This window comes from Klebsiella sp. BIGb0407 (assembly GCF_024807845.1).
Classification (GTDB): domain Bacteria; phylum Pseudomonadota; class Gammaproteobacteria; order Enterobacterales; family Enterobacteriaceae; genus JGM124.
Genome location: NZ_JANUEQ010000005.1, coordinates 166,368 through 191,416, shown reverse-complemented (window position 1 = coordinate 191,416; position 25,049 = coordinate 166,368). Strand labels below are relative to the sequence as shown.

Below are 25,049 nucleotides of genomic sequence, written 5' to 3'. Positions count from 1 at the left end.
ATTAGTGCTCTCCTGCTTGTTTCATCTTGGTATCAGCAGCGGTGCGCTCATGAGGTACACGGCTAAGAACAAGCATCAGAATGGCTGACAGCAGCATAAAGCCACCCACTACCATCATCGGAGGAAGATAGCTGCCCGTCACATCATGCAATGCACCCGTAATGAAGCCCGCCGAGAAGCCTGCAACGTTGCCGATGGTGTTAATTAATGCCACAGCCGCCGCGGCCGATGCCCCGGATAAAAACTGTGTTGGTAATGTCCAGAAATTAGGCAGGGCCGCGAAGATGGCACTCGCCGTCAGAGAGATAATCAGCATGGTGCTGAGAGGGGTTTCCATATACAGAGCGGTTGGTACGGTAATAGCACCCACTAAAGCCGGGATAGCGATATGCCAGGTTTTGCAGCCACGACGGGAAGCATCGCGTGACCAGAAGTACATGACGATAACCGCCAGAACATAAGGTGCACCGGTGATTAAGCCTTTTTGCATCACGGAGAAAGTCGCGCCAAACTGCGTCTGGAAACCACCAATAATGGTTGGCAGGAAGAAGGCTAAAGCGTAGAGACCATAAACAAAGCCGAAGTAAATCAGGCACAGCACCCAGACACGGCCATTCAGCATGACAGAGCGGAAACTGTGGTTAGCAGCACTGGATTTTTGCGCATTTTCGCGGGCTAATTCGGTATTCAGCCACTCTTTTTCTTTACTGGTGAGCCATTTAGCATCATCCGGCTTATCAATCAGATAGAACCAGGCAATGATACCGACCACAATAGCGGGTACCGATACGCCAAGGAACATCACACGCCAGCCTGCCAGACCAAACAAGCCATCATGACCAATAAACCATGCGGCTAATGGTGCACCACAGACGACGGTAAGCGGTTGTGCCAGATAGAAAAGTGCGAGGATTTTACTGCGATGACGCGCGGGAGCCCATGCACTCAAGAAGAAGATGGCACCAGGGAAGAAGCCTGCTTCGGCAATCCCGAGCAGCACACGCAGGACATAAAGCCCCTCGATACTACTCACCCAGGTGAATAACAGGGAAACGATACCCCAGGACACCATAATGCGTGATAACCAGCGGCGTGCGCCGTAGCGGTGTAAAGCCAGGTTACTTGGTACTTCTAAGAGGATATAACCGATAAAGAAGATACCGGAGGCAAGACCAAACTGCGCCATTTGCAGGTTGAGATCCTGCACCATGCCATTAGGTCCTGCAAAAGAAATCGCTGTTCTGTCCAGAAAGTTAATAAAAAACATCAAAGCCACAAAGGGAACGAGACGAATTGAGATTTTCCGAATCGCCGACTTTTCTACATCAGTTGTTACGTTGTTATTAGCGTAGGTCACAGTGTCTCTCCTTCCAGGTAATCAAGTTACCGGTGAGATCAAAGGTTGAATGTTGTTGTATAAACCGCGACGTTCAGTGGCTACATGTGTACAGCTTTGATGTTAACCATTCACATTTATGCTACATGACAAATGAACATTAACAGTTCATAAGATTGGTTCATATGGTCATGAAATGAATTTGTGATCGCCCTCAAATTGTCTTTTTCGTGCCACAAAGCCCATTCAATAGCTATAAATAAGATATCAGTCGCTTTTTTGTGTGTTCATATGAAAAGGTGTTGAACTTATGTTTATTAAAAGATACTTTTTATAGCGCCACATTCCATTCATGTGAGCACTATCAGTTCATATGAACAGCCGGATACCCCTCTTTACCCGCTCAGGAGAACACAATGTTAACAATTGCAATTGGTGCCGATGATGCTGCAACCGATCTGAAAAATTTGATCAAGTCTCACCTGCAGTCGAAGGGGATAGAGGTCGTCGACTTTAGTCACGACATTGGCGATAACGCGCTGATGTATCCCGATATTGCTTATAACCTGTCCTCTGCTGTCAGCGAGGGCACTTATCCGCGGGGTATTTTGCTCTGCGGCACCGGTATCGGTATGGCCATCGTGGCGAATAAAGTTCCAGGTGTACGTGCAGCCCAATGCCATGACACTTTTTCTGCAGAACGCGCGCGGAAAAGTAACAATGCGCAGGTGATGACGCTTGGCGCACGCGTTATCGGACCGGAACTGGCAAAAAATATCGTTAATGTCTGGCTGGATTCAGAATATGAAGGGGGCGGCTCAGCACCCAAAGTAGAGAAAATCGACTACTACGAAAAACTGGGCAAGCCCGTTTAGTAATAAGGGATCCACTTAATTAGGGTTTTAAGAAGGGATAACTCATGAGTCAGTTAGATGAACTAAAACGTATCACAACTGTTGTCGCTGATAGCGGTGATATCGACGCTATTCGTCGCTTTAAACCTCAAGATGCAACAACGAACCCCTCGTTGATCCTCAAGGCAGCCGCTCTACCTCAGTACCAGGCACTGATTGACGAAGCAATTACGTTTGCGGTTCAACAAGGTGGCAGCCAGGAGACGCAGCTGATTAATGCAGGCGATAAGCTAGCGGTAAATATCGGACTTGAATTACTCAAAGATATTCCTGGTCGGGTATCGACAGAAGTGGATGCCCGCCTCTCTTATGACCGGGGGCTATGTGTAGCCAAAGCGCGAAAACTCATTCGCCTGTATCAACAGCAGGGAATTGATAAATCACGTATTCTTATCAAACTTGCCGCGACCTGGCAGGGAATCAGAGCCGCAGAAGAGCTTGAAAGAGAAGGGATCAACTGCAACCTGACACTCTTATTTTCATTTGCTCAGGGCCGGGCCTGTGCTGAAGCCGGCGTCTATCTGATCTCACCTTTTGTCGGACGTATTTATGACTGGTATCAGCAGCACCAGCCTCAGGATAGCTACCTCGCTGATGAGGATCCAGGCGTGGTATCAGTACGCGATATCTATCACTACTATAAAAAACATCAATATCAAACGGTAGTGATGGGAGCCAGCTTCCGTCGCAAAGAGCAAATTTTAGCGCTGGCGGGTTGTGACCGACTGACTATTTCGCCGCCTTTACTGGACGAGCTGGCAGCCAGTGACGGCGCTGTAGAGCACAAACTTCAGGCAAACTGTACGCCTGAACATCGCCCCTCGCCAATGAGTGAAGCCGAGTTTTACTGGCAGCATAATCAAGACCCTATGGCGGTTGATAAGCTGGCTGAAGGGATATGCTTATTCGCCCGGGATCAGCAGAAGCTTGAATCAATGTTACTCGCCAGGCTGATAAATAAGGAGCCTGCTGAAGCGAGCGCATAATCCGAGATATTAATATTTACTCAGAATAAAATGCCTGACCCACTATATCAGGCATTTTATATTTACCAGACTCTTTGATAATTACCATTCATTATATTTAATAATAACTTATCTAAAAAAACCGCCTTCCTGACCGCAGGATATTATTTATAAAATAGATATAAATAAGGTGATGCATGTTGCAGAAATATTATCTAAAAAATGATTCATCATAAAAAAAGACCTCCAGGCTCACATTTCAATACTTCGAAAAATTGACCGTTTGACTTTTAATTCTTCATCAGGCGATATTAAAAAAAAGGCGTGTAACTACGACTCGTAGGCAAGACCTGAAGCTTTCTCCGCAGAAATTCACGGAGGGGAGCTTCAGGTTTTTTTTTGCTCTGAAGGTAGGAAAATCGAATATGAATCACTTGAAAACAGCGTTAGAAATCATCAAGCAGGTCGGTGGTGCTGAGAATATCGAGCATATTGGACACTGTTCTACCCGCTTAAGACTGAGCTTATATGACAACAGTAAAGTCAATGAGGCCGCACTTTCAAACACCGATGGCGTACTCGGCGTACGCCTCAATGTGCAGTGCCAGGTGATAATCGGCCACGAAGTGGTACCCGTTTTTGAAGCCGTGCAGTCGCTAGTCGGTTCACAACAGCCTGGCGAAAAAAAGAGTGCAGCCAAAGAGAGTCGTGGCGCACGAATTGTTGATTTTGTGATTAGCGTTTTTCAACCATTAGTACCCGCAATAGCGGGCGGCGGGGTGCTGAAATCACTTCTGCTGTTAATGGATGCGATTGGCTGGATGAGTCGTGATAGCTCGACTTATAAAGTGCTGGATAGTATCGGTACTGCGCCCCTCTACTTTCTGCCGATTCTGGTGGCGATTACCACGGCGATGAAGCTGAAAGTTAATATTCTGGTCGCTGTTTCCGCGGCCTCGGTGATGATCTTACCCTCAATGACTAAACAACTGGCCGAAGGGGCCACGTTTATGTCTTTTGATCTGGTTAATGTTGCCTACGCCTCCCAGGTCTTTCCCGCTATTCTGTGCGTGCTTTTATACGCCCAGACTGAAAAGTTCTTTAACCGCTATTCGCCTGGTGCGCTGCGTATTTTCCTCTCCCCGATGCTTTCTCTGATGGTCACGGTACCTGCCACTTTGCTGATCTTAGGGCCACTGGGCTCTGAATTAGGAGCCGGGCTGGCAACAATTATTCTATGGCTTTACGGTAAGCTGGGTTTTGTCGCCACAGGGTTATTGGCCGCTGTTTTACCCTTTATGGTCGCCGCCGGAATGCATAAACCGATGCTCCCTTATGCGGTAGCTTCTATGAGCCAGTTCGGCAGAGAGATGCTCTACCTGCCCGCATCACTGGCACACAATATTGCCGAGTCGGGTACCTGCATGGCGATTGCGTTAAAGAGTAAAGATAAGGTGATGAAGTCCACCGCTTTCTCTGCGGGAATCTCTGCCCTTTTTGGGATTACCGAACCTGCTTTATACGGGGTGACTCTGCTCCATAAAAAAGCCTTGTATAGCGTAATTATTGGCGGTGTGATTGGCGGGGCATTTATTGGCTGGATTGGTCTTCAGGCCTTTGCTTTGGTGGGGCCAGGCCTTGCCAGTATCTCAATGTTTGTCTCCCCGGATAATCCACTGAATATTCTCTGGGCGTTTGCCGGAGCCGGGCTTTCCTTCTTAGTCTCGTTTATCTGCGCGCTAATACTCTGGCGTGACAAAGTGAGCGAAAAAACCGCTGAACTCAATTTTACCCGCCCTATTGAAGGACAAATCATTCCGCTTGAAAACGTTAACGATGATGTATTTTCACGCAAAATTATGGGCGACGGTATCGCGATTATCCCTTCTCAGGGTGTATTACGCGCCCCGGCAGATGGCACCGTAGTCAGCGTATTTGATAGCGGGCATGCCCTGGGATTACTGACTGATACCGGAGTTGAGCTGATTTTCCATATCGGGATTGACACCATCAGACTACAAGGTGAAGGCTTCAGCCCGAAAGTCACCGAGGGACAGCAGGTGAAGTGTGGTGACACATTGATTGAATTTTCAATCGATACCATTACCGCTGCCGGTCTCGACCCGGTGGTCGTGATGGTCGTCACTAACGGTGAACGTTTCACCCTGCTTCCAACTACTAATAGTGAAAAAAATCCTGATCCTCATATCATCATGACACTTAAGGAGTCCATGTAATGGCAAAACAATCCTCATTTCCACAAGGCTTTTTATGGGGCGGCGCGATTGCCGCCAATCAGGCTGAAGGGGCATGGAATGTCGACGGCAAAGGTCCATCGGTTGCAGATGCTATCACCTGGAAACCCAATTTATCCTTGAAGGATTACAGCGGCCATATGGCACTCACGGATGAAAATATCCAGGATGCATTTGACGGTAAAAATGATGAGCTTTACCCGAAACGTCGTGGTATCGATTTTTATCATCGCTATAAAGAAGACATCGCTTTATTCGCAGAGATGGGCTTTAAAGTGCTCAGAGTCTCGATAGCCTGGTCACGTATCTTTCCAACCGGGGAAGATGCGGCACCAAACGAAGCTGGCCTACAGTTTTATGAGGATATGTTCCGCGAGCTGCGCCAGCATAATATTGAACCCCTGGTAACACTCTCTCACTATGAAATGCCCCTGGCATTGAGTGAAAAATATAACGGCTGGGTACATCGCAATGTCGTGGACGCTTTTGTACGCTTCAGTAATGTCTGTTTTGACCGGTATAAAGACTTAGTCCGTTACTGGCTGACATTCAACGAAATAGACAGTATTCATCGCCATCCCTTTACCACAGCAGGTATTCGGGAAGAGAAAAGCGAACCCGGCAAAGCAACACAGGATATTTACCAGGGACTGCACCATCAGTTTGTTGCCTCAGCTCTGGTGACGCGTGATTGCCACGCTAAAATTCCGGGTAGCCAGGTGGGATGTATGCTGACTAAGCTCACCACCTATCCGCACAGCTGCCGCCCGGAAGATATCGAAGCGACGCTGAAGAAAAACTTAGAGAACTATTTCTATGCCGATGTGCAAGTGTTTGGTGAATATCCGCCGTTGATTCTGCGTGACCTGGCGAGCCGGGATATTCATATCCGGATGGCCTCTGAAGATAAGCAAATCTTAAAAGACTATACGGTGGATTTTGTCTCCTTTAGTTACTATATGTCACTGACAGAATCGACTCAGCCAGATGTCGAGCGTATTCCCGGCAATACTGTGCTCGGTGTCAGAAACCCCTGGTTACCTGCCTCTGAATGGGGCTGGCAGATTGACCCTATTGGGCTGAAAATATCCTTACTCGAGCTCTACGATCGTTACCAGAAGCCATTGTTTATTGTCGAAAATGGTCTGGGTGCAAAAGATGTTGTGGAAAACGATAAGATCCACGACAGTTACCGTATCGACTATTTTCGTGGGCATTTTGAGCAAACGCTGGCAGCAATTAATGAAGGTGTTGAGGTGATGGGCTTTACCACTTGGGGCTGCATCGACATCATCAGTGCAGGCACCTCGCAAATGTCTAAGCGCTACGGCTTTATCTATGTTGATCAGGATGATGAAGGCCATGGCACATTAAAACGCCTCAGAAAAGACTCCTTCTGGTGGTATCAGAAGGTTATCAATAACAATGGCGCAGATATGAGTTAGCCTGGCTATCCGAAGGAATAACCGTGATAACGATAAAAAAATCACTCAATAACAGTATGCTGCTGGTCGACAACGACCAGCAAGAGATGATTCTTTTTGGTAAAGGGATTGGCTTTAACGCCAAGCCCGGGACGCATATTGATATGACTCAGGTAGAGAAAATTTTCCTGCCACTCAGTTCTCCCCAGGGCCGTCATTTTTTATCACTCACGGATACTATTCCTTCGGAATTCTTTGATATCAGCCATGAAGTTCTGGTCCTTGCTCGTAGCGTTTGCGGCGATAAGCTTAATTCAGTATTACTGCTTACGCTTGCCGAGCATCTTCACTTTGCCGTCGAGCGCAGTCGTAAGGGCCAGGCAATCCTGAATAAATTAAGCTGGGAAGTAAAACGTTATTACCCCCAGGAATACAGTATCGGATTACAGGCTCGTACCAAAGCCAATGAGAGATTTAAGGTCGAGTTACCCGAAGATGAAGCGGTGAACATCGCCTTTCATCTGATCAATGCCAGCGGCCAGGTGGAGACAGACAGTTCGGCCCATCAGCAGGTTGAATTAGTTAACCGACTTGCGGCCATTGTGCACTATAAGTTGGCTAAGAATACGGATACTGAATCCGTCAATTACAGACGTTTTATCAATCATTTGCGCTATTTTTCTGAACGTGTTCTGGCGGGTAAAATCGTGATGAGCGAAGAAGAAGATTTTTATCAGGAATTAATGCGCTACCGCCCGGATGCCATGAACGTCGCCTTTGGCATTCGTGACTATGTCCAGGATAAATACCAACTGGCGTTACCGAAAGATGAGCTTACATGGCTGAGTATTCATATCAGTCGCTTGATTGATAAACAGCCCTGAACTGAATAGTAAAAATGAGGCCAAATACTGACCTCATTTTTTAGCTTATTACTCAGTGAATTTAACTCACTTGTTTTTGAACTGAACCGGAAGCCAGATTCCCTTTATGGAAGCTGGCCTGTCTTGGTGAGATACGCGCTACCGCTTCTGCGGAGCAAGAGGCATCAACCAGAACAAAACTCGCATCATCCCCTTTCACCGGCCAGACCTGCTTACCTTTATCATCAAGCGGCAATATATTACCCGTGGCGATAGCTAAAGAGCGTGACAGGGATAGCTCGTCCGGGCGCGTGTAAAGCTGCGCGTAGAGGTTGGCTTTTTCTAGCATGTCCCCTAATCCAAAAGGAGACCAGTGATCTATCACGCTATCCGTTCCGGTCATCACAAATACACCGTTCTGATTCAGCGTTTTTAACGGCATATGCAGCGTGCCAATAGGCACGGTTGAGGCGATAGTGATTTGCTGCTCAGCCAGTTGTTTAGCCATTTTGTCCGCTTCTTCAGGGTTCAACGTAGCTAAGGCGAAGGCATGGCTGATGGTGACTTTGCCGCGTAAACTGCGGTTTTCATCCACGGTTTTAATCATATACTCAACCGCCGCGCGTCCGGCAGGGCTGGTTTCATGAAGATGAATATCCACCCCTTTATTATAATCCAGCGCTATCTGGAACATGGTATCGAGGGATTTTTCCATCGCACCATCGACATTGGTTGGGTCTAACCCGCCCACGTAATGAGCGCCCGCCTGCATCGCTTCGCGCATTAAAGGCTCTGATTTTGACAGCAATAAACCGTGTTGTGGAAAGGCAACAATTTCACAGGTTAAGTCTTGCTGGCGATCGGCCAGGACTTGCTGTAACGCTTCTAAATTCTTTAACCCGGAAACAGGTTCAATATTGCAATGGCTACGCGCAATGGTTGATCCTTTGGATTGGATCAAGTCGATCAACGCATTAGCGCGCTCTTTGGTATAGGGTTGCAGCGCTGGCAACATAGTATGTTCCAGGGCAATCATATCCATAATCGTTTTGCCTTCCCGGGACGCTGGCGCCTGCCATGGGCCACCGTAAAAGGTCTTATCCAAGTGAATATGCATATCACGGAATGCGGGCAGGATTAATTTACCTTGGGCACTGTAAGCATTTAACTGATTATTGGGATGTTGTTTATTGGCTAATACCGCCGCTATTTTACCATCGTTAATTTCGAGTGTATGGAGCGCTGTTTTAGTATTCGTAACCGCTGAGCCACTATAATTAAAACCTGTTTCAAGCAGGGCATCATCAAGATAATAGTGCTTATCAGTCATACGTGAAACGCCGTTATTCTGTAACGGTTTATCCGTCTGCGCGGCGGCAATTCCTGACATTGAGCCCAACAAGGTACAAGCGGCTGCTATTTTTGCGCTGGTTGATAGAAATGCTCTTCTATCAGAGGGTTGTTCTGCTTTCATAGAAACCTCTTGTGATATAACAAAATAATCCACATTGCTTACGAGCAATAGCTAACGAATAGAGAACATCTCTATTATTTGGTTAGTTAATAAAAATAATATTTAAACTGAAAAATATTAACCCTGGATAATATGCGTACCCGTCTCACCTCGTAATGCATGGGTCAGTTTTTCAGGGGTAGTAATAATCACCCGCTTACCACCATTGGCAATAAATGACAGGCTGGCCTCAATTTTTGGCAACATGCTGCCAGCCGGGAAATGGCCTTCTGCCATATAACGCTGCATATCAGTCGTACTGGTTTCACCCAGTGCTTTTTGCTCTGGTTTACCAAAGTTCACACAGACTTTTTCTACACCTGTGGTGATGATTAAAATATCTGCGTTTAACTCTTTGGCAAGTAATGTGGTAGAGAGATCTTTATCAATCACGGCATCAATACTTTGATATCCGCCATTACCGTTACTGGTTACCGGGATACCACCACCGCCTGCCGCCACGACAACAAAGTCATTTTCAGTCAGGGTCCGAATCGCCTTCGACTCAACCACATGTTTTGGCTCAGGAGAGGCAACCACGCGGCGATAGCCACGGCCAGAGTCTTCAATAAAATGCCAGTCCGGGTTCGTGCGTTTAAACTCATCGGCCTGTTCTTGCGTGAAAAAAGCACCAATAGGTTTAGTCGGAGTCGCAAAATTAGGATCGTTTTTATCCACTTCAACCTGTGTTATCACCGTGACAGCCTGGCGATTATATTTCGTCAGCGCATTGGTCAGTGCCTGCTGGACTAAATAACCAATCCCACCTTGCGTATCTGCCACGCAATTGGTCAACGGCGTTAAGGGTAATCCTTCTACCGTATGGGCTATTTCCGCACGACGCAAATCCAGTCCCACTTGAGGGCCGTTACCGTGGGTCAAAACAATATTGTAATTACCTTCAAGCATATCGCTCACCTGGCTTGCGACTTCTTGTACCGCTTTTTCCTGCGCTTCAATCGACTGGCTGTTGTTATCTTTAATAATACTGTTGCCCCCGATGGCAACAACCACGAGTTCTTTCATGTTGTCTATCCTGAAATAGTGTTGTTGATAGTCGGTGGTTTTAAGCCACCGACTATAAGAGACTGGTTGAGTTATGCGGATTTACTGACTTTTTCAGCTTCTGGCTCGACAGATGGCTCACGGCTATCCATAAAATGCTTCACGACAAACAAAGCGGCCATCATCAGATAAGCGTAAACAAACATCAGAGCAGTACCGGTTGCAATACCGACAACCGGCGAGTGAATCACACCAAAGAAGACCAGCAATGCACCCACAGCGGCGGCAATGGCACCACGTAGTGGTTTATTCAGGATAGCGAAGATGGCAATACAGCCCCACAGCATACTGGCTAATGGTGCACCACTACCTAAGTGAACCAGACCCTGGTAATAAACCCCTTTGTGCAGCATCGTTTCAATACCGATAGCACTTGCTGAGGTTCCGGCAGCATTTATCACATTATTAACGATGGTCAGCGCCCAGTTAGCAATCCACGGGAACATACAGATAAAGATAACCGGGACTTCTATTTTTGGTGTTTCCCTCACCACTTGGTTCGCCGTCACGATACCGATGAAGACCAGGATAGGGACAATTGCCGTCATCGGAATGATGGATAGCATAAATGCGCCTAAACCAAACAGCGGTACGACAAACATGGTGATACCGGATGCAAGGGTATAACCGACGCTTGCGCCCATTGCTTTCCAGCCTGCGTGTCCCACATAAACGGTTACCGGGAAGGGATTACCCATGAAGCAGCCAATGGTTGAAGATAAACCGTTAGCCAGCATCACCTTACGGGTGTTGTATTCATCACCTGCGGCGTGAGCACTTTCAATATTTTCCAGGTCAAAGATATAGTTTGCTAAGCCAAGCGGTACCGCAGACGCTAAGTAAGGCAGCGCATGGGGTAAACCTTGCAAGAAACTATCTACGTGAATTCCTGGTGGGTTAAAGCCAAAAGAGCTCATTGAAGCTTTAATCGCTTCCGGGCTTTGTAGTCCAGAGAACCATGCCAGGGCAGTACCCGCAATCAGAAGTAACAGACCGGTTGGAATACGCGCAAAAATAGGCTTTTTACCAAACCAGTTAATAAAGATTAACAGTAAGACGATAAATGATACCGTTGGCGCTTCAAAGGCCTGCAGCATTGGGTTCATCGCCAGTAACAGTAACCCTAACCCTGACAGGCAAGATAACAGTACGGTACGCGGGATCATCTTACGGATAGTATCCCCGAGGAATGAACCACCGACCAGGATCATGGCTTCAACAAAGCACCAGACCAGCGCTATCTGTAGAGCAAACTCTGCGTTTTGCGTGGTCTGATAGACCGGCATAATGACCAGGAAAGTTACGGTAAAAATAGAGGGTGCACTAGGACCTGATGGCAAAGCGGTAACATCACTGCGCCCGGTCTGTTTTATCATTTGCTGGCCAAAATAGGCGTAACAAATACTGGCAAGCAAAACGGTAAAACCAAACGCAGGTGCAATACGTCCGTAAACAATTTCAGTTGGGATCCCAACCACAAAGACCAGCAGTCCCATCATGGTGAGTAAGTTGGTGAGGTTATTGGTCATTAGCCCAAAGTAGGCGGCCAGGTCCCCACGTTTCCATTTGATACTTAATAGACTCATAAGAATGTATCCCCTGAATATGCCTGATACTCATACCGGTCATACTTTGAGCTGCGCCTTAAATTACTTCGTGTCTTTCCCACTTTGCAGGATACGTTCGGCGATATTTAAAGTTACAGTATTCAGTAATAGCGATAAGCGGTCAGGATATCTGTTGCTGTATTGTTATTGCCCAACCGAAGCCGGGCGTTATTTTGTAATTACTGGAAATCAGGCGTATTTTTCCGCGTAAGACAGCATCGCTTTTTCAAAGCAATCAAATGGTGGATGTACGATACCGGCGCCAATCATACCGATACCAGCATCTTTATGAGCAATTGCCGTATTGATGACAGGTAGAATGCCGCTGGCAGCAACCTTGGTGATATCAATGGCGGTTGGAATACCCATAAAACCAAGCAGTGGAATGGTAACGTTCGGGTTTTCACCCAAAGTTATCTCACACATTTTTCTAGAGAAATCAATCGCCTCGTCGACAGTTCCGCCAACCAGAGCAACGATAGCAGGTGCCGTTGCCATCGCAAATCCACCGATCCCGTAGGTTTCAGTAATGGCTGAATCACCAATGTCCAAACCGGAATCTTCTGGCTTATAACCGGCAAACATCGGGCCAATAACCTGCTGAGACGGGCCAACAAACCAATGACCAGGTAAGCCACTGATACGCAAACCAAACTCATAGCCATTACGTGCCATGGTGGTGACAACCGTGCTGTATTCAATACCGTGAGCCGCATCCATCGAGGCTTTACACATCGCCATCCAGGTTGGGCCTGAGAAGTAATCGCTACTGGCGACGAAATCAAAGACTTCTTTTTGCTGGGCAACCGAGAAATCGGTTTGAATAATGCCTGGTGTCAGCGCTTGAATCAGTAATGTGGTACCCGCATTATTACGGTTATGACATTCATCACCCATGTGCAGGGCTTGAGCCAGCATCAAACGCAGGTCAATCTCGCCAATAAATTTCATGGCATCACGCAGCATCGGACCCAATACATCACGCATCCAATTTAAACGGTCTATTACGCTTTGATCATTGGCACCCATGCGCAGAATTTTTGCCATCTGCTCGCTGAGGTTAGTAAATGCAAGGTTACCGTAGGTTTTGTTTTCAACGATATGCATAAACATTGAGGCAGATGTCACGCCTGCCATCGAGCCAACGCAATCATGTTCATGGCAAGGAGAGAAAATAATTTCACCCGATGCGGCAACCCGCTCTGCGTCGGCTAAATCTTTGGCTAAACCTTCAAATACCAGCGCGCCGGTAACGGCACCTTTCATCGCACCGCACATATCTTGCCAGGCAACAGGCGGACCCGCATGCAAGATAGTGTTTTTAGTCATACCAGGAACGACATTAATCGCCTGGTCAAAACCAATCAGTACCGGCTGAGACTGAATAATACGTTCAAGTGCCTGGGCGTTCGCGGCAGTAATTTTTTCTTGTAACGCGGCGTTGCCTTCAATTTTGTCTAAGGCACGAATAACCTGCGGGTTTCCCTGGCCTGGAGGCGTCCAGCTTAAGTGAGTCACTGGCACATGTTGCTTTTTCAGGTCATCGCTGAACATTTCGATGCCAACGTTAATGACATTTAAGGGTTGTTTAAATAATGAAGTCATTATGCTTTCTCTCCTTTCCAGACAAACTCGCGTCCTAATAAACCGGTATTGGTGCTGCTACTTGCCCAAATAACATCAGCATCAGTGAGCATTTTGACCTGCGCCTCTATTGCCGGAGTATCCTGGTCGGTACCCAATACATAACCTAAAATGATCAGTTCACGACCATCTTGCTTAGCGATATTTTTAGCGGCTTTAATAGCGTCAATCATTACGCCAACTGGGTCTTCGTGAGAGCCGAAACCTAATACGAAGTCCATCATGATGACGCCAACTTCAGGATCGCGAGCTTCTTGCAACAAACGTTCAATACGGTTAGTTGGGTCGATCATTGGGTGCGGTTTACCATTGGTAAAATCATCATCACCAAAATCAAGGAAGGTATGAGCAATACTGGTATTGATATCTTTTAAACGATATTCAGGGTTCGGTTGAATATTGCTGTAAACATCATCATATTTCTCAAGAGCAGCGAACATCGCTTCATCACATAATGTGCCGCCACAGAACAGACCACGGATATACTTTTGCTCTGGCGCTAGTTGAGCACGAACTTCTTCAATCAATGGCCAGTTAAGCGAGTGCAGATTTAAATCTTCTTTTTTAACGCCAGTCAGCAATACGGTTTTCAGCGCGGCTTCTTTGGTGTTTCTGGCAAAGGTTAAACCCGGTTTATCTTCAGGCAATGGCTGACTGCCGAGGAAACAGACGACAACAGGCTTCTGACATTTTTCAGCTTGCTCAAGAACCTTTTTGGCAACTTCCGGAGCCGGTGGTTTAGAGATCAGTGCAATGACTTTTGTCTCTTCATCAGCATCGAGCATTTTCAGCGCATCAATCATCATGATGCCACCGATTTTTTCACTCAGATCGCGCCCACCGGTACCAATGAGTTGTGATACACCAGCACCAAACTCATGAATACGGACGCTCAGCTCCTGGCTACCGGTACCTGATGCACCAATAATACCGATGCTTCCGCGGCGTACATTGTTACCAAAACATAATGCAGTGCCGTTGATAATGGCGGTTCCGCAGTCAGGCCCCATCATTAAGAGTCCTTTACTGCTGGCTAATTTTTTCAGCGCTAACTCATCTTCAATAGATACGTTGTCAGAAAACAGCATTACATTAAGATCATTCTCTAATGCCAGACGGGCTTCACGCGCCGCAAACTGGCCATTCACTGAAATAATAGCGAGGTTACTGTCTTGAATATGCGTTTTTGCAGAGTTTATCGTGGCATACTTCGCTTCATGAGAGCCGCCACCTTGATTCTTTTTATTAAATAAATCTTCAATACCGGCTAATATTTCTTCGTTAGCTTCATCACTTGGGCCTTTAATGACGATCATCAAATCACCATTTTTAGCCTCTTCCAGCTCAGGAGTTAATAAACCTAAATTTCTTAATACGCCCTTATTCATCTCTGTTGCCATTGCTACAAACGCTTGTTCAACATTATTGAGTTGATTCGCTTTAGTAGAAATAGACATCAGTGACACAGAATCGAAATAGGTATTCTTTTTTATGACAACTCTAGTCGACATATCTTTCTCCGAAATAATGGGTAAGATACAAAGCATCCCGAATGCCAAATAGCATGTCGCTGCCTGAACTGGACCCGATATTTAAAATATTCAAAAACTGCAAATGAATGTTAGTTTCATCGGCATCAACTAATGACTGGATCAGTTGATGCATATTCTCGCGATACTCATTATCTAAGGCCTTTTTCAGGGTAATAGCACTGACAGGCGTTGTATTTTCAATTCCCTGCATAATTCCCTGATAAAAATCAGGATAAGCCACATTAACCGGATGATTCTTTAAGAGTAAAAAGGCTATCAAGCCAACAAGATAATCATCTCCTGAGGGGGTAAGTCCTATACCTAGCCCAATAAACTGCCTGATGACATCAGCCAGATTTCGATATTGTTTTTTCTCAAGTAAACTCACTACATGACTACGGAGTTGATTTAATTTTTCGCTGGCAGCTAAGTAGAATAAATTATCATCCTGATAATTAAAAAGAGATCCCTTAGCTTCAGTTAAAATAAAATCCAACCTGTCTATCTGTTTCAATAAAAATGACTGATAGTTTTTTTTATTGGTATTGTCATCAGTAAAACTGATAACAGGTTGCTGCCATACTTCACATAATGAAAAAGATAACCAATATTTATCACCAATACTAATCTTGCCATCTGAAATCTGGAAATCATCGCTACGAACAATACTTAAAGCCGATAAATCCTTATTCAATAATCGACAACTATTTGGTGCATTATCTAACTGAGAACTTAATAAAGTAAAAAGCTGATTATCAATGAGAACATTAATGGCTTTATTAAAAACCTGTTCAACTTTCCCTGAGAGCTGCGGCTGATTAAGAAGGTTTAAAAAATGAGTATCAGCCGTTAGCCCGTATAATATTTGCCGATGAGAGGTCGTAGTATTCACAATTTCCCTTACCGGCAATCTATGTCAACGTTTACGCGCCTGCCGCAACAAGCAGCGCTGCGATTTCGGTATAGCCTTTATCCTTTGCCAGCTCCAATGGTTTTTTACCATATTTATCAGTCATATGCGGATTAGCGCCATGTTCTAATAACAGCTTAACGATTTGCTGCTGCTTATCACCGCCGTCATTAAGCACAATCGCTTCCAGCAAAGGTGTCCAGCCGACAAAGTTGGTGTGGTTAACATTTATTTCTGTTTTTTCGAGTAGCTCACGCACGATTTCTACATGACCTTTTTCGCTTGCAGGGGTAATACCTACACCACCGAAACGCGTTAACAGATCTAAATTAGGATTTGCAGGTAACACCAGACGCAGCAAGGTTAAGTCGTTATTCAGACAGCTGAGAAGGAAAGGGTTAAAACAGGTTTGATCTTGTTTATCGATATCCGCGCCGGCATTAATGAGGAATGAGACAGACTCATAGTGTTTGTTCAGACTGGCATTAATTATCGCAGTACGCCCTTGACGATTTGTGACGTTAATATCAACACCGTTATCAAGGCATTCTTTTAATTTTTCTAATTGGCCTTGTTCTGCTGCGGTTAAAAAATCTTGGGCCAGTGTACTGGAAGTCATAACGCTCTCCTGATAACCAACATTAATAAATAAAAATCTAGTAATATTTAATATACCTGAAGCATAGCAATTGAAACTAATAAAAAGAATCCATTTAAATTTAATTCATCAATGAGTCGCTCAATTGTTGAATAAAATTCAATAATCGACCATTTATGTGCGTAAAGGCATTGTTTTTTTACCTCTCGCGGTGATTTTCGGTCATTTATTGAGCGAAATTACAGGCTTGGTTTTATCAGATCGGAAAGCTATGAATGATTCAATCAGATCTGTGATAGAGATCAAATTCATAGTTTAAAGAATGTTAATATTGTAAACTATTTGTGCGCAAAAGATGGGTTTTTTCCTCTTCCTTATAGAGGAAAAATCAAGTAAATAAGTCATATCAATTACTTATAACACAATGGATTTGTTACAAGGTTGCATATATGTTACATAAAAGAAAAAGAAAAATTAATCATTTTGTGTAGATTAGCATTTCCGTTAACTTACAAAAGAAGATTAAAAATCATACAAACCCTTATGCTGTTGAATTGTATTCACATATATACCCTGGACGGTTGCCGGACTAGGATATTGCTGAATTTTGCTGTAGCAGCTTGAATAATTGTTCATACATCTCCAAAATCATTTAAGTTGCTTATTTTCTTGCTACTCAACTGGAAAAATATCCATGAATTCTATTTTTACCGAAGAAAACTTACTGACTTACACTACTGCGGCTAAATTAGCCAGTTTTAGTAAAGCAGCGGAAGAATTGGGTATTACTACTTCAGCGGTAAGCTATACAATAAAACGCATAGAAACTTATCTTGATGTCGCACTGTTTATACGTGACACACGTAATATCGAACTTACAGAAGCAGGTTATTATTTTTATCGTAAAGCGACAGATTTATTAAATAACTTCCATCTGATCAAGAAAGGAATTTATTCTATTGAGCAAGGCATTGAAGCTCGCGTACGTATTTGTATCAATCAATTATTATATACGCCCTATCACACTGCTAAATTACTACAAATACTCAAAACACAATTTCCAACCTGCCAGATAACAGTAACAACTGAAGTATACAATGGAGTGTGGGATGCAATTATTAATAATATGTCCGATATTGCCATCGGAGCACCCGGCACTTTGATGGACGGTGGTGGCATTGACTATACAGAGATTGGCGCTATTCACTGGGAATTTGCTATCGCCTCAACACATCCACTGGTATTAATGCCTGAGCCGATTGCGGAAAGCCAGCTACGACTCTATCCCAATATTATGGTGGAAGATACGGCTCATACTATAAATAAACGTATTGGCTGGTTGCTACATGGTCAGGAAGCCATTCAAGTGCCTGATTTCAATACTAAATGTCAGTGTCAGATTTTGGGCGAGGGCATTGGTTTTCTTCCTGATTATTTAATAAAAGAGCACGTAAAAAATGGTTTATTGGTGATAAAAAAAATTCAAAACCCAAGACAGGATTCTCATCTTCTATTAGCAACCCAACACTCCGCTACAGGTCTGGTTACCCAGTGGATACGTAGAGAGTTTGTTGATAACGGAATTTTAGCTAAATTATACAGTGACATCCTCAAGCCAATTAGTTAAAAATATCAATTTGTTAAAGAATAGATAACGCCTCAATTTGAAAAATTAAAGGGGCATGACTGGCTAATATATGAGCAACATTGCAGGTGGAGTATTTCTTTTTCCATACACGGGAATATTCAGTCCTGAATAAAGAATTATCCTGGGTTTTATTTATAAGAAAATTCGCTATTTTTACTGTTTTAATGGCAAGCCGTTCTGGAAAAATGATAATAACGAAACTCAAGAAGTAAAACTAGCAACCAAACTGACTAAAAAGCGCCATAGATAACCGTAAAACTGTCTATTCGAGATAAAAAATCACCTACAAAAAACTCACTCTGGTCATTATTCACATAAGACCTATCCAATTGAATTATATATAATAATAAACATTCCCGTGCCGAAAAAATCACCTTCTTCTTTTAATCCGCATGAAACTCCCCTGGAAAGTGTGGAGTCATTCGTGGTTTTTAAACCATTTTTCCCTAAATTCATTTTTTTTTAGTCGTTTTTCTACTATAGTCATAGTTTACTTTAAAATCATTCAGGTCCATGGAAAAATGAAAAAAAACACCACGTTAGCATTAATTTGCGCTTCTCTTTTTTTAGTTCAGGGCTGTGCTAATGTTAAGAAAACAGATGATTCTGCGAATAAAAGCAAACCCGTTCAAAATAATCAGCCAGTTCAAGCTTCTCAGCCAGTGCAAACAGCACAGTTAACTGCGTTGCAAAGGTGCCTTAATGATGCAGGTACGTTAATTAAATTAGATAAGAAATATCAAAAAAATTACAATGAACTATATATTTTAATTAACGATGCGAAGCTTTATGCATCATTATCTAGCGAAACATCTGAAAATGTGAAAGCGACTATCGCGCCACTGTTTGAATATGAGATTAATAATAAATGTAATGATATATCTCAACAACTGATTGATGCGTTTAAATATAAAATCAAGCAGAACTCAATGATAAACGGTAATTCATGATGAAACCTGTTGGAATTCCATTCCGCCATTTTGCTTTAAAAAGAAGTGTTAAGGCACTTTTTTTTTGTTCCCTGATTGTTCCAAATATAGCTATCGCTAATAGCGAGGGCTTTCTTGACGACATATCAAAACTGGAAGTGAAACAGCACCCTCTTAACCAAGAGGCGAGTGGAACGAAAACATATCAGAGTAATTCCCAGCTTGCGGCAGCCGCCGCACAGCAGAAACTGGAAGAAACGACGCGTAGACTTTCAGCTCAAATCGCCACGTTAAAACAGCAACAGCTTAACGAAAAAAATACCGCCAATGCCCTGAGAAAACAGAATGCTGAACTTACAGCGGCGGCGGCGGCGGCACAGAAAAAGCTCGATGAGACTATCCGCACACTCTCAGCTCAAATAGTGAGTCTGCAGCAACAAAGCGGTGGCCAGGATACCAGTGTACTTAATCAAAAGAATGCTGAACTTACCACCTCTCTGACAGCCGCACAGAAAGCACTGGATGAAACGACTCGAACACTTTCAGCTCAAATTGCCAGTCTCAAGCAGCAAAACGCACAGTTGCAGGCCGGTGAGAAAGAATCTGTTGTCGCTCTGAATAAGAAGAATGCTGACCTGACTGCTGCTGCAACTGCCGCGACAGCTGCTCAGAAAAAGCAGGACGATGCCGCCAAAGCGCTGACCGCTGAGATTGCCAGCCTGAAGCAGCAAAACGCACAGTTGCAGGCCGGTGAGAAAGAATCCGTTGTTGCTCTGAATAAGAAGAATGCTGACCTGACTGCTGCCGTGACGTCAGCTACCGCCGCTCAGAAAAAGCAGGATGATGCCGCCAAAGCGCTGACCGCTGAGATTGCCAGTCTGAAGCAGCAAAACGCACAGTTGCAGGCCGGTGAGAAAGAATCCGTTGTTGCTCTGAATAAGAAGAATGCTGACCTGACTGCTGCCGTGACGTCAGCTACCGCCGCTCAGAAAAAGCAGGATGACGCCGCCAAAGCGTTGGCCGCTGAAATCGCCAGCCTGAAGCAGCAAAACGCGCAGTTGCAGGCCGGTGAGAAAGAATCTGTTGTTGCTCTGACCAAAAAGAATGCTGACCTGACTGCTGCCGCGACAGCAGCTCAGAAAAAGCAGGATGACGCCGCTAAAACGCTGGCCGCTGAAATCGCCAGCCTGAAGCAGCAAAACGCGCAGTTGCAGGCCGGTGAGAAAGAATCTGTTGTCGCCCTGAACAAGAAGAATGCTGACCTGACTGCTGCCGTGACGTCAGCTACCGCCGCTCAGAAAAAGCAGGACGATGCCGCTAAAGCGCTGACTGCTGAGATTGCCAGCCTGAAGCAGCAAAACGCGCAGTTGCAGGCCGGTGAGAAAGAATCCGTTGTTGCTCTGAATAAGAAGAATGCTGACCTGACTGCTGCTGCGACTGCCGCGACAGCAGCTCAGAAAAAGCAGGATGACGCCGCTAAAGCGCTGGCCGCTGAGATTGCCAGCCTGAAACAGCAGAATGCAGAACAAGCAAGCGCTGCTGCAGCTGAGCAAAAAGTACAGAATGATGCGACCACCATCCTGGCTTCTGAAATCGTTAGTCTGAAACAACAGAATGCTCAGTTACAGACTGGTGAAAAAGAGTCCGTTGCTGCTCTGAACAAGAAAAATGCTGACCTGACTGCCGCTGTAGCGACCGCCACCGCAGCACAGCAGAAACAGGATGATGCCGCCAAGGCACTGGCTGCTGAAATTGCTGATCTGAAACAGCTGAATACGCAGTTGCAAGCCGGTGAAAAAGAGTCCGTTGCTGCTCTGAACAAGAAAAATGCTGACCTGACTGCCGCTGTGGCGACCGCCACCGCAGCACAGCAGAAACAGGACGATGCTGCCAAAGCGCTGACCGCTGAAATCGCCAGCCTGAAAAAGCAGAACGCAGATCTCACCGCGGCGACACAGAAAACGCTGGATGAGAATGCCAGAACCCTTTCTGAACAAGTCGCCGCGTTGAATAAAAAGAATATCGACCAGCTGGCTACCACTACCGCCGCTCAGAAAAAGCAGGACGATGCCGCCAAGGCTCTGGCCACTGAAATTGCTGACCTGAAACAGCAGAACACGCAATTGCAGGCCGGTGAAAAAGAGTCCGTCGCTGCTCTGAATAAGAAAAATGCCGACCTGATTACCGCGGCTACCGCAGCACAGCAGAAGCAGGATGATGCCGCCAAGGCACTAGCTGCTGAAATTGCTGATCTGAAACAGCTGAATACGCAGTTGCAAGCCGGTGAAAAAGAGTCCGTTGCTGCTCTGAACAAGAAAAATGCTGACCTGACTGCCGCTGTGGCGACCGCCACCGTAGCACAGCAGAAACAGGACGATGCTGCCAAAGCGCTGACCGCTGAAATCACCAGCCTGAAAAAGCAGAATGCAGATCTCACCGCGGCGACACAGAAAACGCTGGATGAGAATGCCAGAACCCTTTCTGAACAAGTCGCCGCATTGAATAAAAAGAATATCGACCAGCTGGCTACCGCTACCGCCGCTCAGAAAAAGCAGGACGATGCTGCCAAAGCGCTGACCGCTGAAATCGCCAGCCTGAAAAAGCAGAACGCAGATCTCACCGCGGCGACACAGAAAACGCTGGATGAAAATGCCAGAGCGCTTTCCGAACAAGTTGCAGCGCTAAATAAAAAGAATATCGACCAGCTGGCTACCTCTGCTGCCGCACAGAAAAAACAGGACGATGCCGCCAAGGCTCTGGCTGCTGAAATTGCTGACCTGAAACAGCAGAACACGCAGTTACAGACTGATGGAAAAGAAACGGCTGCGGCTCTGAATAAGAAGAATGCCGACCTGATTGCCGCGGCTACCGCAGCACAGCAGAAACAGGATGATGCCGCCAAGGCACTGGCTGCTGAAATTGCTGATCTGAAACAGCTGAATACGCAGTTGCAAGCCGGTGAAAAAGAGTCCGTTGCTGCTCTGAACAAGAAAAATGCTGACCTGACTACCGCCGCTGCCGCTCAGAAAAAGCAGGACGATGCCGCCAAAGCACTGACCGCTGAAATCGCTAATCTGAAACAGCAGAATACGCAGTTGCAGGCCGTTGAGAAAGAAACCGTGGCGGCTCTGAATAAGAAGAATGCTGAGCTGACTGCTGCAATGACCTCCGCTAATACAGCTCAGAGAAAACAGGACGATGCCGCCAAAGCACTGACCGCCGAAATCGCTAATCTGAAACAGCAGAATACGCAGTTGCAGGCCGGTGAGAAAGAAACCGTGGCGGCTCTGAATAAGAAGAATGCCGACCAGTTGGCTACCGCTGCCGCCGCTCAGCAAAAGCAGGATCAGGCGGCCAAAGCGCTGACCGCTGAAATCGCCAGCCTGAAAAAGCAGAACGCAGACCTCACCGCAGCAACACAAAAAACGCTGGATGAAAATGCCAGAGCGCTTTCCGAACAAGTTGCAGCGCTAAATAAAAAGAATATCGACCAGCTGGCTACCTCTGCTGCCGCACAGAAAAAACAGGACGATGCCGCCAAGGCTCTGGCTGCTGAAATTGCTGACCTGAAACAGCAGAACACGCAGTTACAGACTGATGGAAAAGAAACGGCTGCGGCTCTGAATAAGAAGAATGCCGACCTGATTGCCGCGGCTACCGCAGCACAGCAGAAACAGGATGATGCCGCCAAGGCACTGGCTGCTGAAATTGCTGATCTGAAACAGCTGAATACGCAGTTGCAAGCCGGTGAAAAAGAGTCCGTTGCTGCTCTGAACAAGAAAAATGCTGACCTGACTGCCGCTGTGGCGACCGCCACCGCAGCACAGCAGAAACAGGACGATGCTGCCAAAGCGCTGACCGCTGAAATCGCCAGCCTGAAAAAGCAGAACGCAGATCTCACCGCGGCGACACAGAAAACGCTGGATGAAAATGCCAGAGCGCTTTCCGAACAAGTAGCCGCGCTCAATAAAAAGAATATCGATCAGCTGGCAACCGCTGCCGCAGCTCAGAAAAAGCAGGACGATGCCGCCAAAGCACTGACCGCTGAAATCGCTAATCTGAAACAGCAGAATACGCAGTTGCAGGCCGTTGAGAAAGAAACCGTGGCGGCTCTGAATAAGAAGAATGCTGAGCTGACTGCTGCAATGACCTCCGCTAATACAGCTCAGAGAAAACAGGACGATGCCGCCAAAGCACTGACCGCCGAAATCGCTAATCTGAAACAGCAGAATACGCAGTTGCAGGCCGGTGAGAAAGAAACCGTGGCGGCTCTGAATAAGAAGAATGCCGACCAGCTGGCTACCGCTGCCGCCGCTCAGCAAAAGCAGGATCAGGCGGCCAAAGCGCTGACCGCTGAAATCGCCAGCCTGAAAAAGCAGAACGCAGACCTCACCGCAGCAACACAAAAAACGCTGGATGAAAATGCCAGAGCGCTTTCCGAACAAGTAGCCGCGCTCAATAAAAAGAATATCGATCAGCTGGCAACCGCTGCCGCCGCTCAGAAAAAGCAGGACGATGCCGCCAAAGCACTGACCGCTGAAATTGCTAACCTGAAACAGCAGAACACGCAGTTACAGACTGATGGAAAAGAAACGGCTGCAACTCTGAATAAGAAAAATACGGATCTGACAATAGCAGCTACCGCTGTACAGAAAAAACTGGATGAAGATACCCGGGCGCTTTCAGAGCAGCTCGCCGCCCTTAATAAAAAGAATAGCGACCTGACTACAACAGCGACTGCCGAGCAGAAAAAACAGGATGAGGCAGCTAAAGCCCTGATAGCTGAAATAGCCGGTCTGAAACAGTTGAATACTCAGCAGCAAGTGAGCGAGAAAGAGACAGTTACAGCTCTGAATAAAAAGAATACCGAACTGACAGCTGAACAGAAGAAACTGAACGAATCGATTACTAAATTAAATGAAGAGAGTAAAAAATTACAAGCAACGATTGATAGCCTGTCATTAAATGATAAAAAAGTTAATATAAAAGATACAACGGATAGAAACTCTTATGCACTGGGGGTGTTTTATCTGAATCAAGCCTTGTTTGAGGCAAACAAAATGGCCTCAAATAATATCAAAATTAATCCTGATTCACTCGCTTTAGGCTTTAGCGATGCTTATCGTAATCAGCTGAAAATAAAAACCGGCGAGGTAGAAAAAATTGTCAGCAATCTCAATGAGCAATTCACATCAAAAATACGTGTCGTTGAAGATAAATTAAAAGATAAAATAAAGAATAAAAATGCTGAGATGCTATCAAATGGTTCATATTTCGTAGTCGATAAAAAAGGCAAAGGGAAATATACTCAAGGTGATGTTGTATTATTCAACGTTTATGAGAAAAAGCTCAATGGAAAACCAATACTGAATACAATGAATTCACGTATTCAGTATAATAATGAAACTGATCCTTTCATGAAAAAAATTATCAGCTCAGGTGGTAAAGGTGGCATGGTTACCATTTATGGCAAAGTTGAGAACTTATATGATGAAATACCGCCAGAAGTTAAAGGGGATGAAATTATTTCTCTGACTTTTGAGATGCATCCATAAGCTCAATACTCTTCCGGTTAACGATATCTTCTATCGTTAACCGGAATGATTCTCACAGAATTTAAAACCACGCATATCACCACAAAAAAACATCACTTCATTTAAATTTTATAGATAAATTCAAATATATTATAGGTTACATTTAAACACCTATTGAGTTACATTATTTACATAACTTAAGCTTATGTATTTTTATATTATAATGTGTAAGTTATGTTTTATAAAAACAGATTCCAAGCTAGTATTAAATCTCTGGCTTAGTCACACATGTTAATTGTGTAACTGATGATG

At 45.3% G+C, this 25,049-nt stretch carries 16 protein-coding genes; 8 read left to right on the top strand and 8 right to left on the bottom strand.

Annotation, left to right across the window (positions count from 1 at the left end; genetic code table 11):
* Position 1: 1 nt before the first annotated feature.
* The gene (locus M2387_RS16105) at positions 2–1,357 is read right to left on the bottom strand and encodes an MFS transporter (protein ID WP_259050869.1); all 1,356 of its coding nucleotides are present in this window, start codon (positions 1,355–1,357) and stop codon (positions 2–4) included.
* Between the two features lie 395 nt (positions 1,358–1,752).
* On the opposite strand from M2387_RS16105, the gene M2387_RS16100 reads away from it, so the two are divergent.
* The 5 genes from M2387_RS16100 (at position 1,753) to M2387_RS16080 (ending at position 7,778) form a co-directional block, all read left to right on the top strand.
* Positions 1,753–2,211: an RpiB/LacA/LacB family sugar-phosphate isomerase gene (locus M2387_RS16100; protein ID WP_259050867.1), complete on the top strand. Its 459-nt coding sequence runs from the start codon at positions 1,753–1,755 to the stop codon at positions 2,209–2,211.
* A gap of 44 nt (positions 2,212–2,255) precedes the next feature.
* Positions 2,256–3,236, top strand: coding sequence for a transaldolase (gene tal / locus M2387_RS16095; protein WP_259050865.1), 981 nt, complete (start codon positions 2,256–2,258; stop codon positions 3,234–3,236).
* Between the two features lie 404 nt (positions 3,237–3,640).
* A complete protein-coding gene (locus M2387_RS16090; RefSeq protein ID WP_259050863.1) occupies positions 3,641–5,452 on the top strand; it encodes a beta-glucoside-specific PTS transporter subunit IIABC in 1,812 nt (603 codons plus the stop codon).
* Positions 5,452–6,915, top strand: coding sequence for a glycoside hydrolase family 1 protein (locus tag M2387_RS16085; protein ID WP_259050861.1), 1,464 nt, complete (start codon positions 5,452–5,454; stop codon positions 6,913–6,915). Before M2387_RS16090 ends, M2387_RS16085 begins: the two co-directional genes overlap by 1 nt.
* Positions 6,916–6,938: 23 nt before the next feature.
* Positions 6,939–7,778, top strand: coding sequence for a PRD domain-containing protein (locus M2387_RS16080; RefSeq protein ID WP_259050860.1), 840 nt, complete (start codon positions 6,939–6,941; stop codon positions 7,776–7,778).
* Between the two features lie 61 nt (positions 7,779–7,839).
* Here M2387_RS16080 and M2387_RS16075 read toward each other — a convergent pair whose 3' ends face one another.
* The 7 genes from M2387_RS16075 to M2387_RS16045 form a co-directional block, all read right to left on the bottom strand.
* Positions 7,840–9,231, bottom strand: a complete 1,392-nt coding sequence (locus tag M2387_RS16075) for an amidohydrolase family protein (RefSeq protein WP_259050859.1) — start codon at positions 9,229–9,231, stop codon at positions 7,840–7,842.
* 117 nt (positions 9,232–9,348) lie between these two features.
* Positions 9,349–10,296 (bottom strand): carbamate kinase family protein, encoded by a 948-nt coding sequence (locus M2387_RS16070; RefSeq protein ID WP_259050858.1) that lies wholly within the window; start codon positions 10,294–10,296, stop codon positions 9,349–9,351.
* A gap of 71 nt (positions 10,297–10,367) precedes the next feature.
* Complete coding sequence (locus M2387_RS16065; protein WP_259050856.1) at positions 10,368–11,921, bottom strand: xanthine permease; 1,554 nt, start codon at positions 11,919–11,921, stop codon at positions 10,368–10,370.
* Positions 11,922–12,131: 210 nt separating this feature from the next.
* Positions 12,132–13,547 (bottom strand): YlbE family protein, encoded by a 1,416-nt coding sequence (locus tag M2387_RS16060; protein WP_259050854.1) that lies wholly within the window; start codon positions 13,545–13,547, stop codon positions 12,132–12,134.
* The gene (gene fdrA / locus M2387_RS16055; RefSeq protein WP_259050853.1) at positions 13,547–15,097 is read right to left on the bottom strand and encodes an acyl-CoA synthetase FdrA; all 1,551 of its coding nucleotides are present in this window, start codon (positions 15,095–15,097) and stop codon (positions 13,547–13,549) included. The genes M2387_RS16060 and fdrA overlap by 1 nt, the downstream gene beginning before the upstream one ends.
* A complete protein-coding gene (locus tag M2387_RS16050) occupies positions 15,087–16,010 on the bottom strand; it encodes an oxamate carbamoyltransferase subunit AllH family protein (protein WP_259050852.1) in 924 nt (307 codons plus the stop codon). The genes fdrA and M2387_RS16050 overlap by 11 nt, the downstream gene beginning before the upstream one ends.
* Positions 16,011–16,041: 31 nt before the next feature.
* Positions 16,042–16,647 (bottom strand): ankyrin repeat domain-containing protein, encoded by a 606-nt coding sequence (locus tag M2387_RS16045; protein ID WP_259050851.1) that lies wholly within the window; start codon positions 16,645–16,647, stop codon positions 16,042–16,044.
* 673 nt (positions 16,648–17,320) lie between these two features.
* On the opposite strand from M2387_RS16045, the gene M2387_RS16040 reads away from it, so the two are divergent.
* The 3 genes from M2387_RS16040 (at position 17,321) to M2387_RS16030 (ending at position 24,758) form a co-directional block, all read left to right on the top strand.
* A complete protein-coding gene (locus tag M2387_RS16040) occupies positions 17,321–18,253 on the top strand; it encodes a LysR substrate-binding domain-containing protein (RefSeq protein ID WP_259050850.1) in 933 nt (310 codons plus the stop codon).
* A gap of 542 nt (positions 18,254–18,795) precedes the next feature.
* The gene (locus tag M2387_RS16035; protein WP_259050849.1) at positions 18,796–19,224 is read left to right on the top strand and encodes a hypothetical protein; all 429 of its coding nucleotides are present in this window, start codon (positions 18,796–18,798) and stop codon (positions 19,222–19,224) included.
* The gene (locus tag M2387_RS16030; RefSeq protein WP_259050848.1) at positions 19,221–24,758 is read left to right on the top strand and encodes a coiled-coil domain-containing protein; all 5,538 of its coding nucleotides are present in this window, start codon (positions 19,221–19,223) and stop codon (positions 24,756–24,758) included. Before M2387_RS16035 ends, M2387_RS16030 begins: the two co-directional genes overlap by 4 nt.
* Positions 24,759–25,049: the final 291 nt, after the last annotated feature.

Coding starts and splice junctions, on each gene's coding strand:
- M2387_RS16100 (WP_259050867.1), top strand. CDS start 1,753: ATGTTAACAATTGCAATTGGTGCCGATGATGCTGCAACCGATCTGAAA.
- tal (WP_259050865.1), top strand. CDS start 2,256: ATGAGTCAGTTAGATGAACTAAAACGTATCACAACTGTTGTCGCTGAT.
- M2387_RS16090 (WP_259050863.1), top strand. CDS start 3,641: ATGAATCACTTGAAAACAGCGTTAGAAATCATCAAGCAGGTCGGTGGT.
- M2387_RS16085 (WP_259050861.1), top strand. CDS start 5,452: ATGGCAAAACAATCCTCATTTCCACAAGGCTTTTTATGGGGCGGCGCG.
- M2387_RS16075 (WP_259050859.1), bottom strand. CDS start 9,231: ATGAAAGCAGAACAACCCTCTGATAGAAGAGCATTTCTATCAACCAGC.
- M2387_RS16070 (WP_259050858.1), bottom strand. CDS start 10,296: ATGAAAGAACTCGTGGTTGTTGCCATCGGGGGCAACAGTATTATTAAA.
- M2387_RS16065 (WP_259050856.1), bottom strand. CDS start 11,921: ATGAGTCTATTAAGTATCAAATGGAAACGTGGGGACCTGGCCGCCTAC.
- M2387_RS16060 (WP_259050854.1), bottom strand. CDS start 13,547: ATGACTTCATTATTTAAACAACCCTTAAATGTCATTAACGTTGGCATC.
- fdrA (WP_259050853.1), bottom strand. CDS start 15,097: ATGTCGACTAGAGTTGTCATAAAAAAGAATACCTATTTCGATTCTGTG.
- M2387_RS16045 (WP_259050851.1), bottom strand. CDS start 16,647: ATGACTTCCAGTACACTGGCCCAAGATTTTTTAACCGCAGCAGAACAA.
- M2387_RS16040 (WP_259050850.1), top strand. CDS start 17,321: ATGAATTCTATTTTTACCGAAGAAAACTTACTGACTTACACTACTGCG.
- M2387_RS16035 (WP_259050849.1), top strand. CDS start 18,796: ATGAAAAAAAACACCACGTTAGCATTAATTTGCGCTTCTCTTTTTTTA.
- M2387_RS16030 (WP_259050848.1), top strand. CDS start 19,221: ATGATGAAACCTGTTGGAATTCCATTCCGCCATTTTGCTTTAAAAAGA.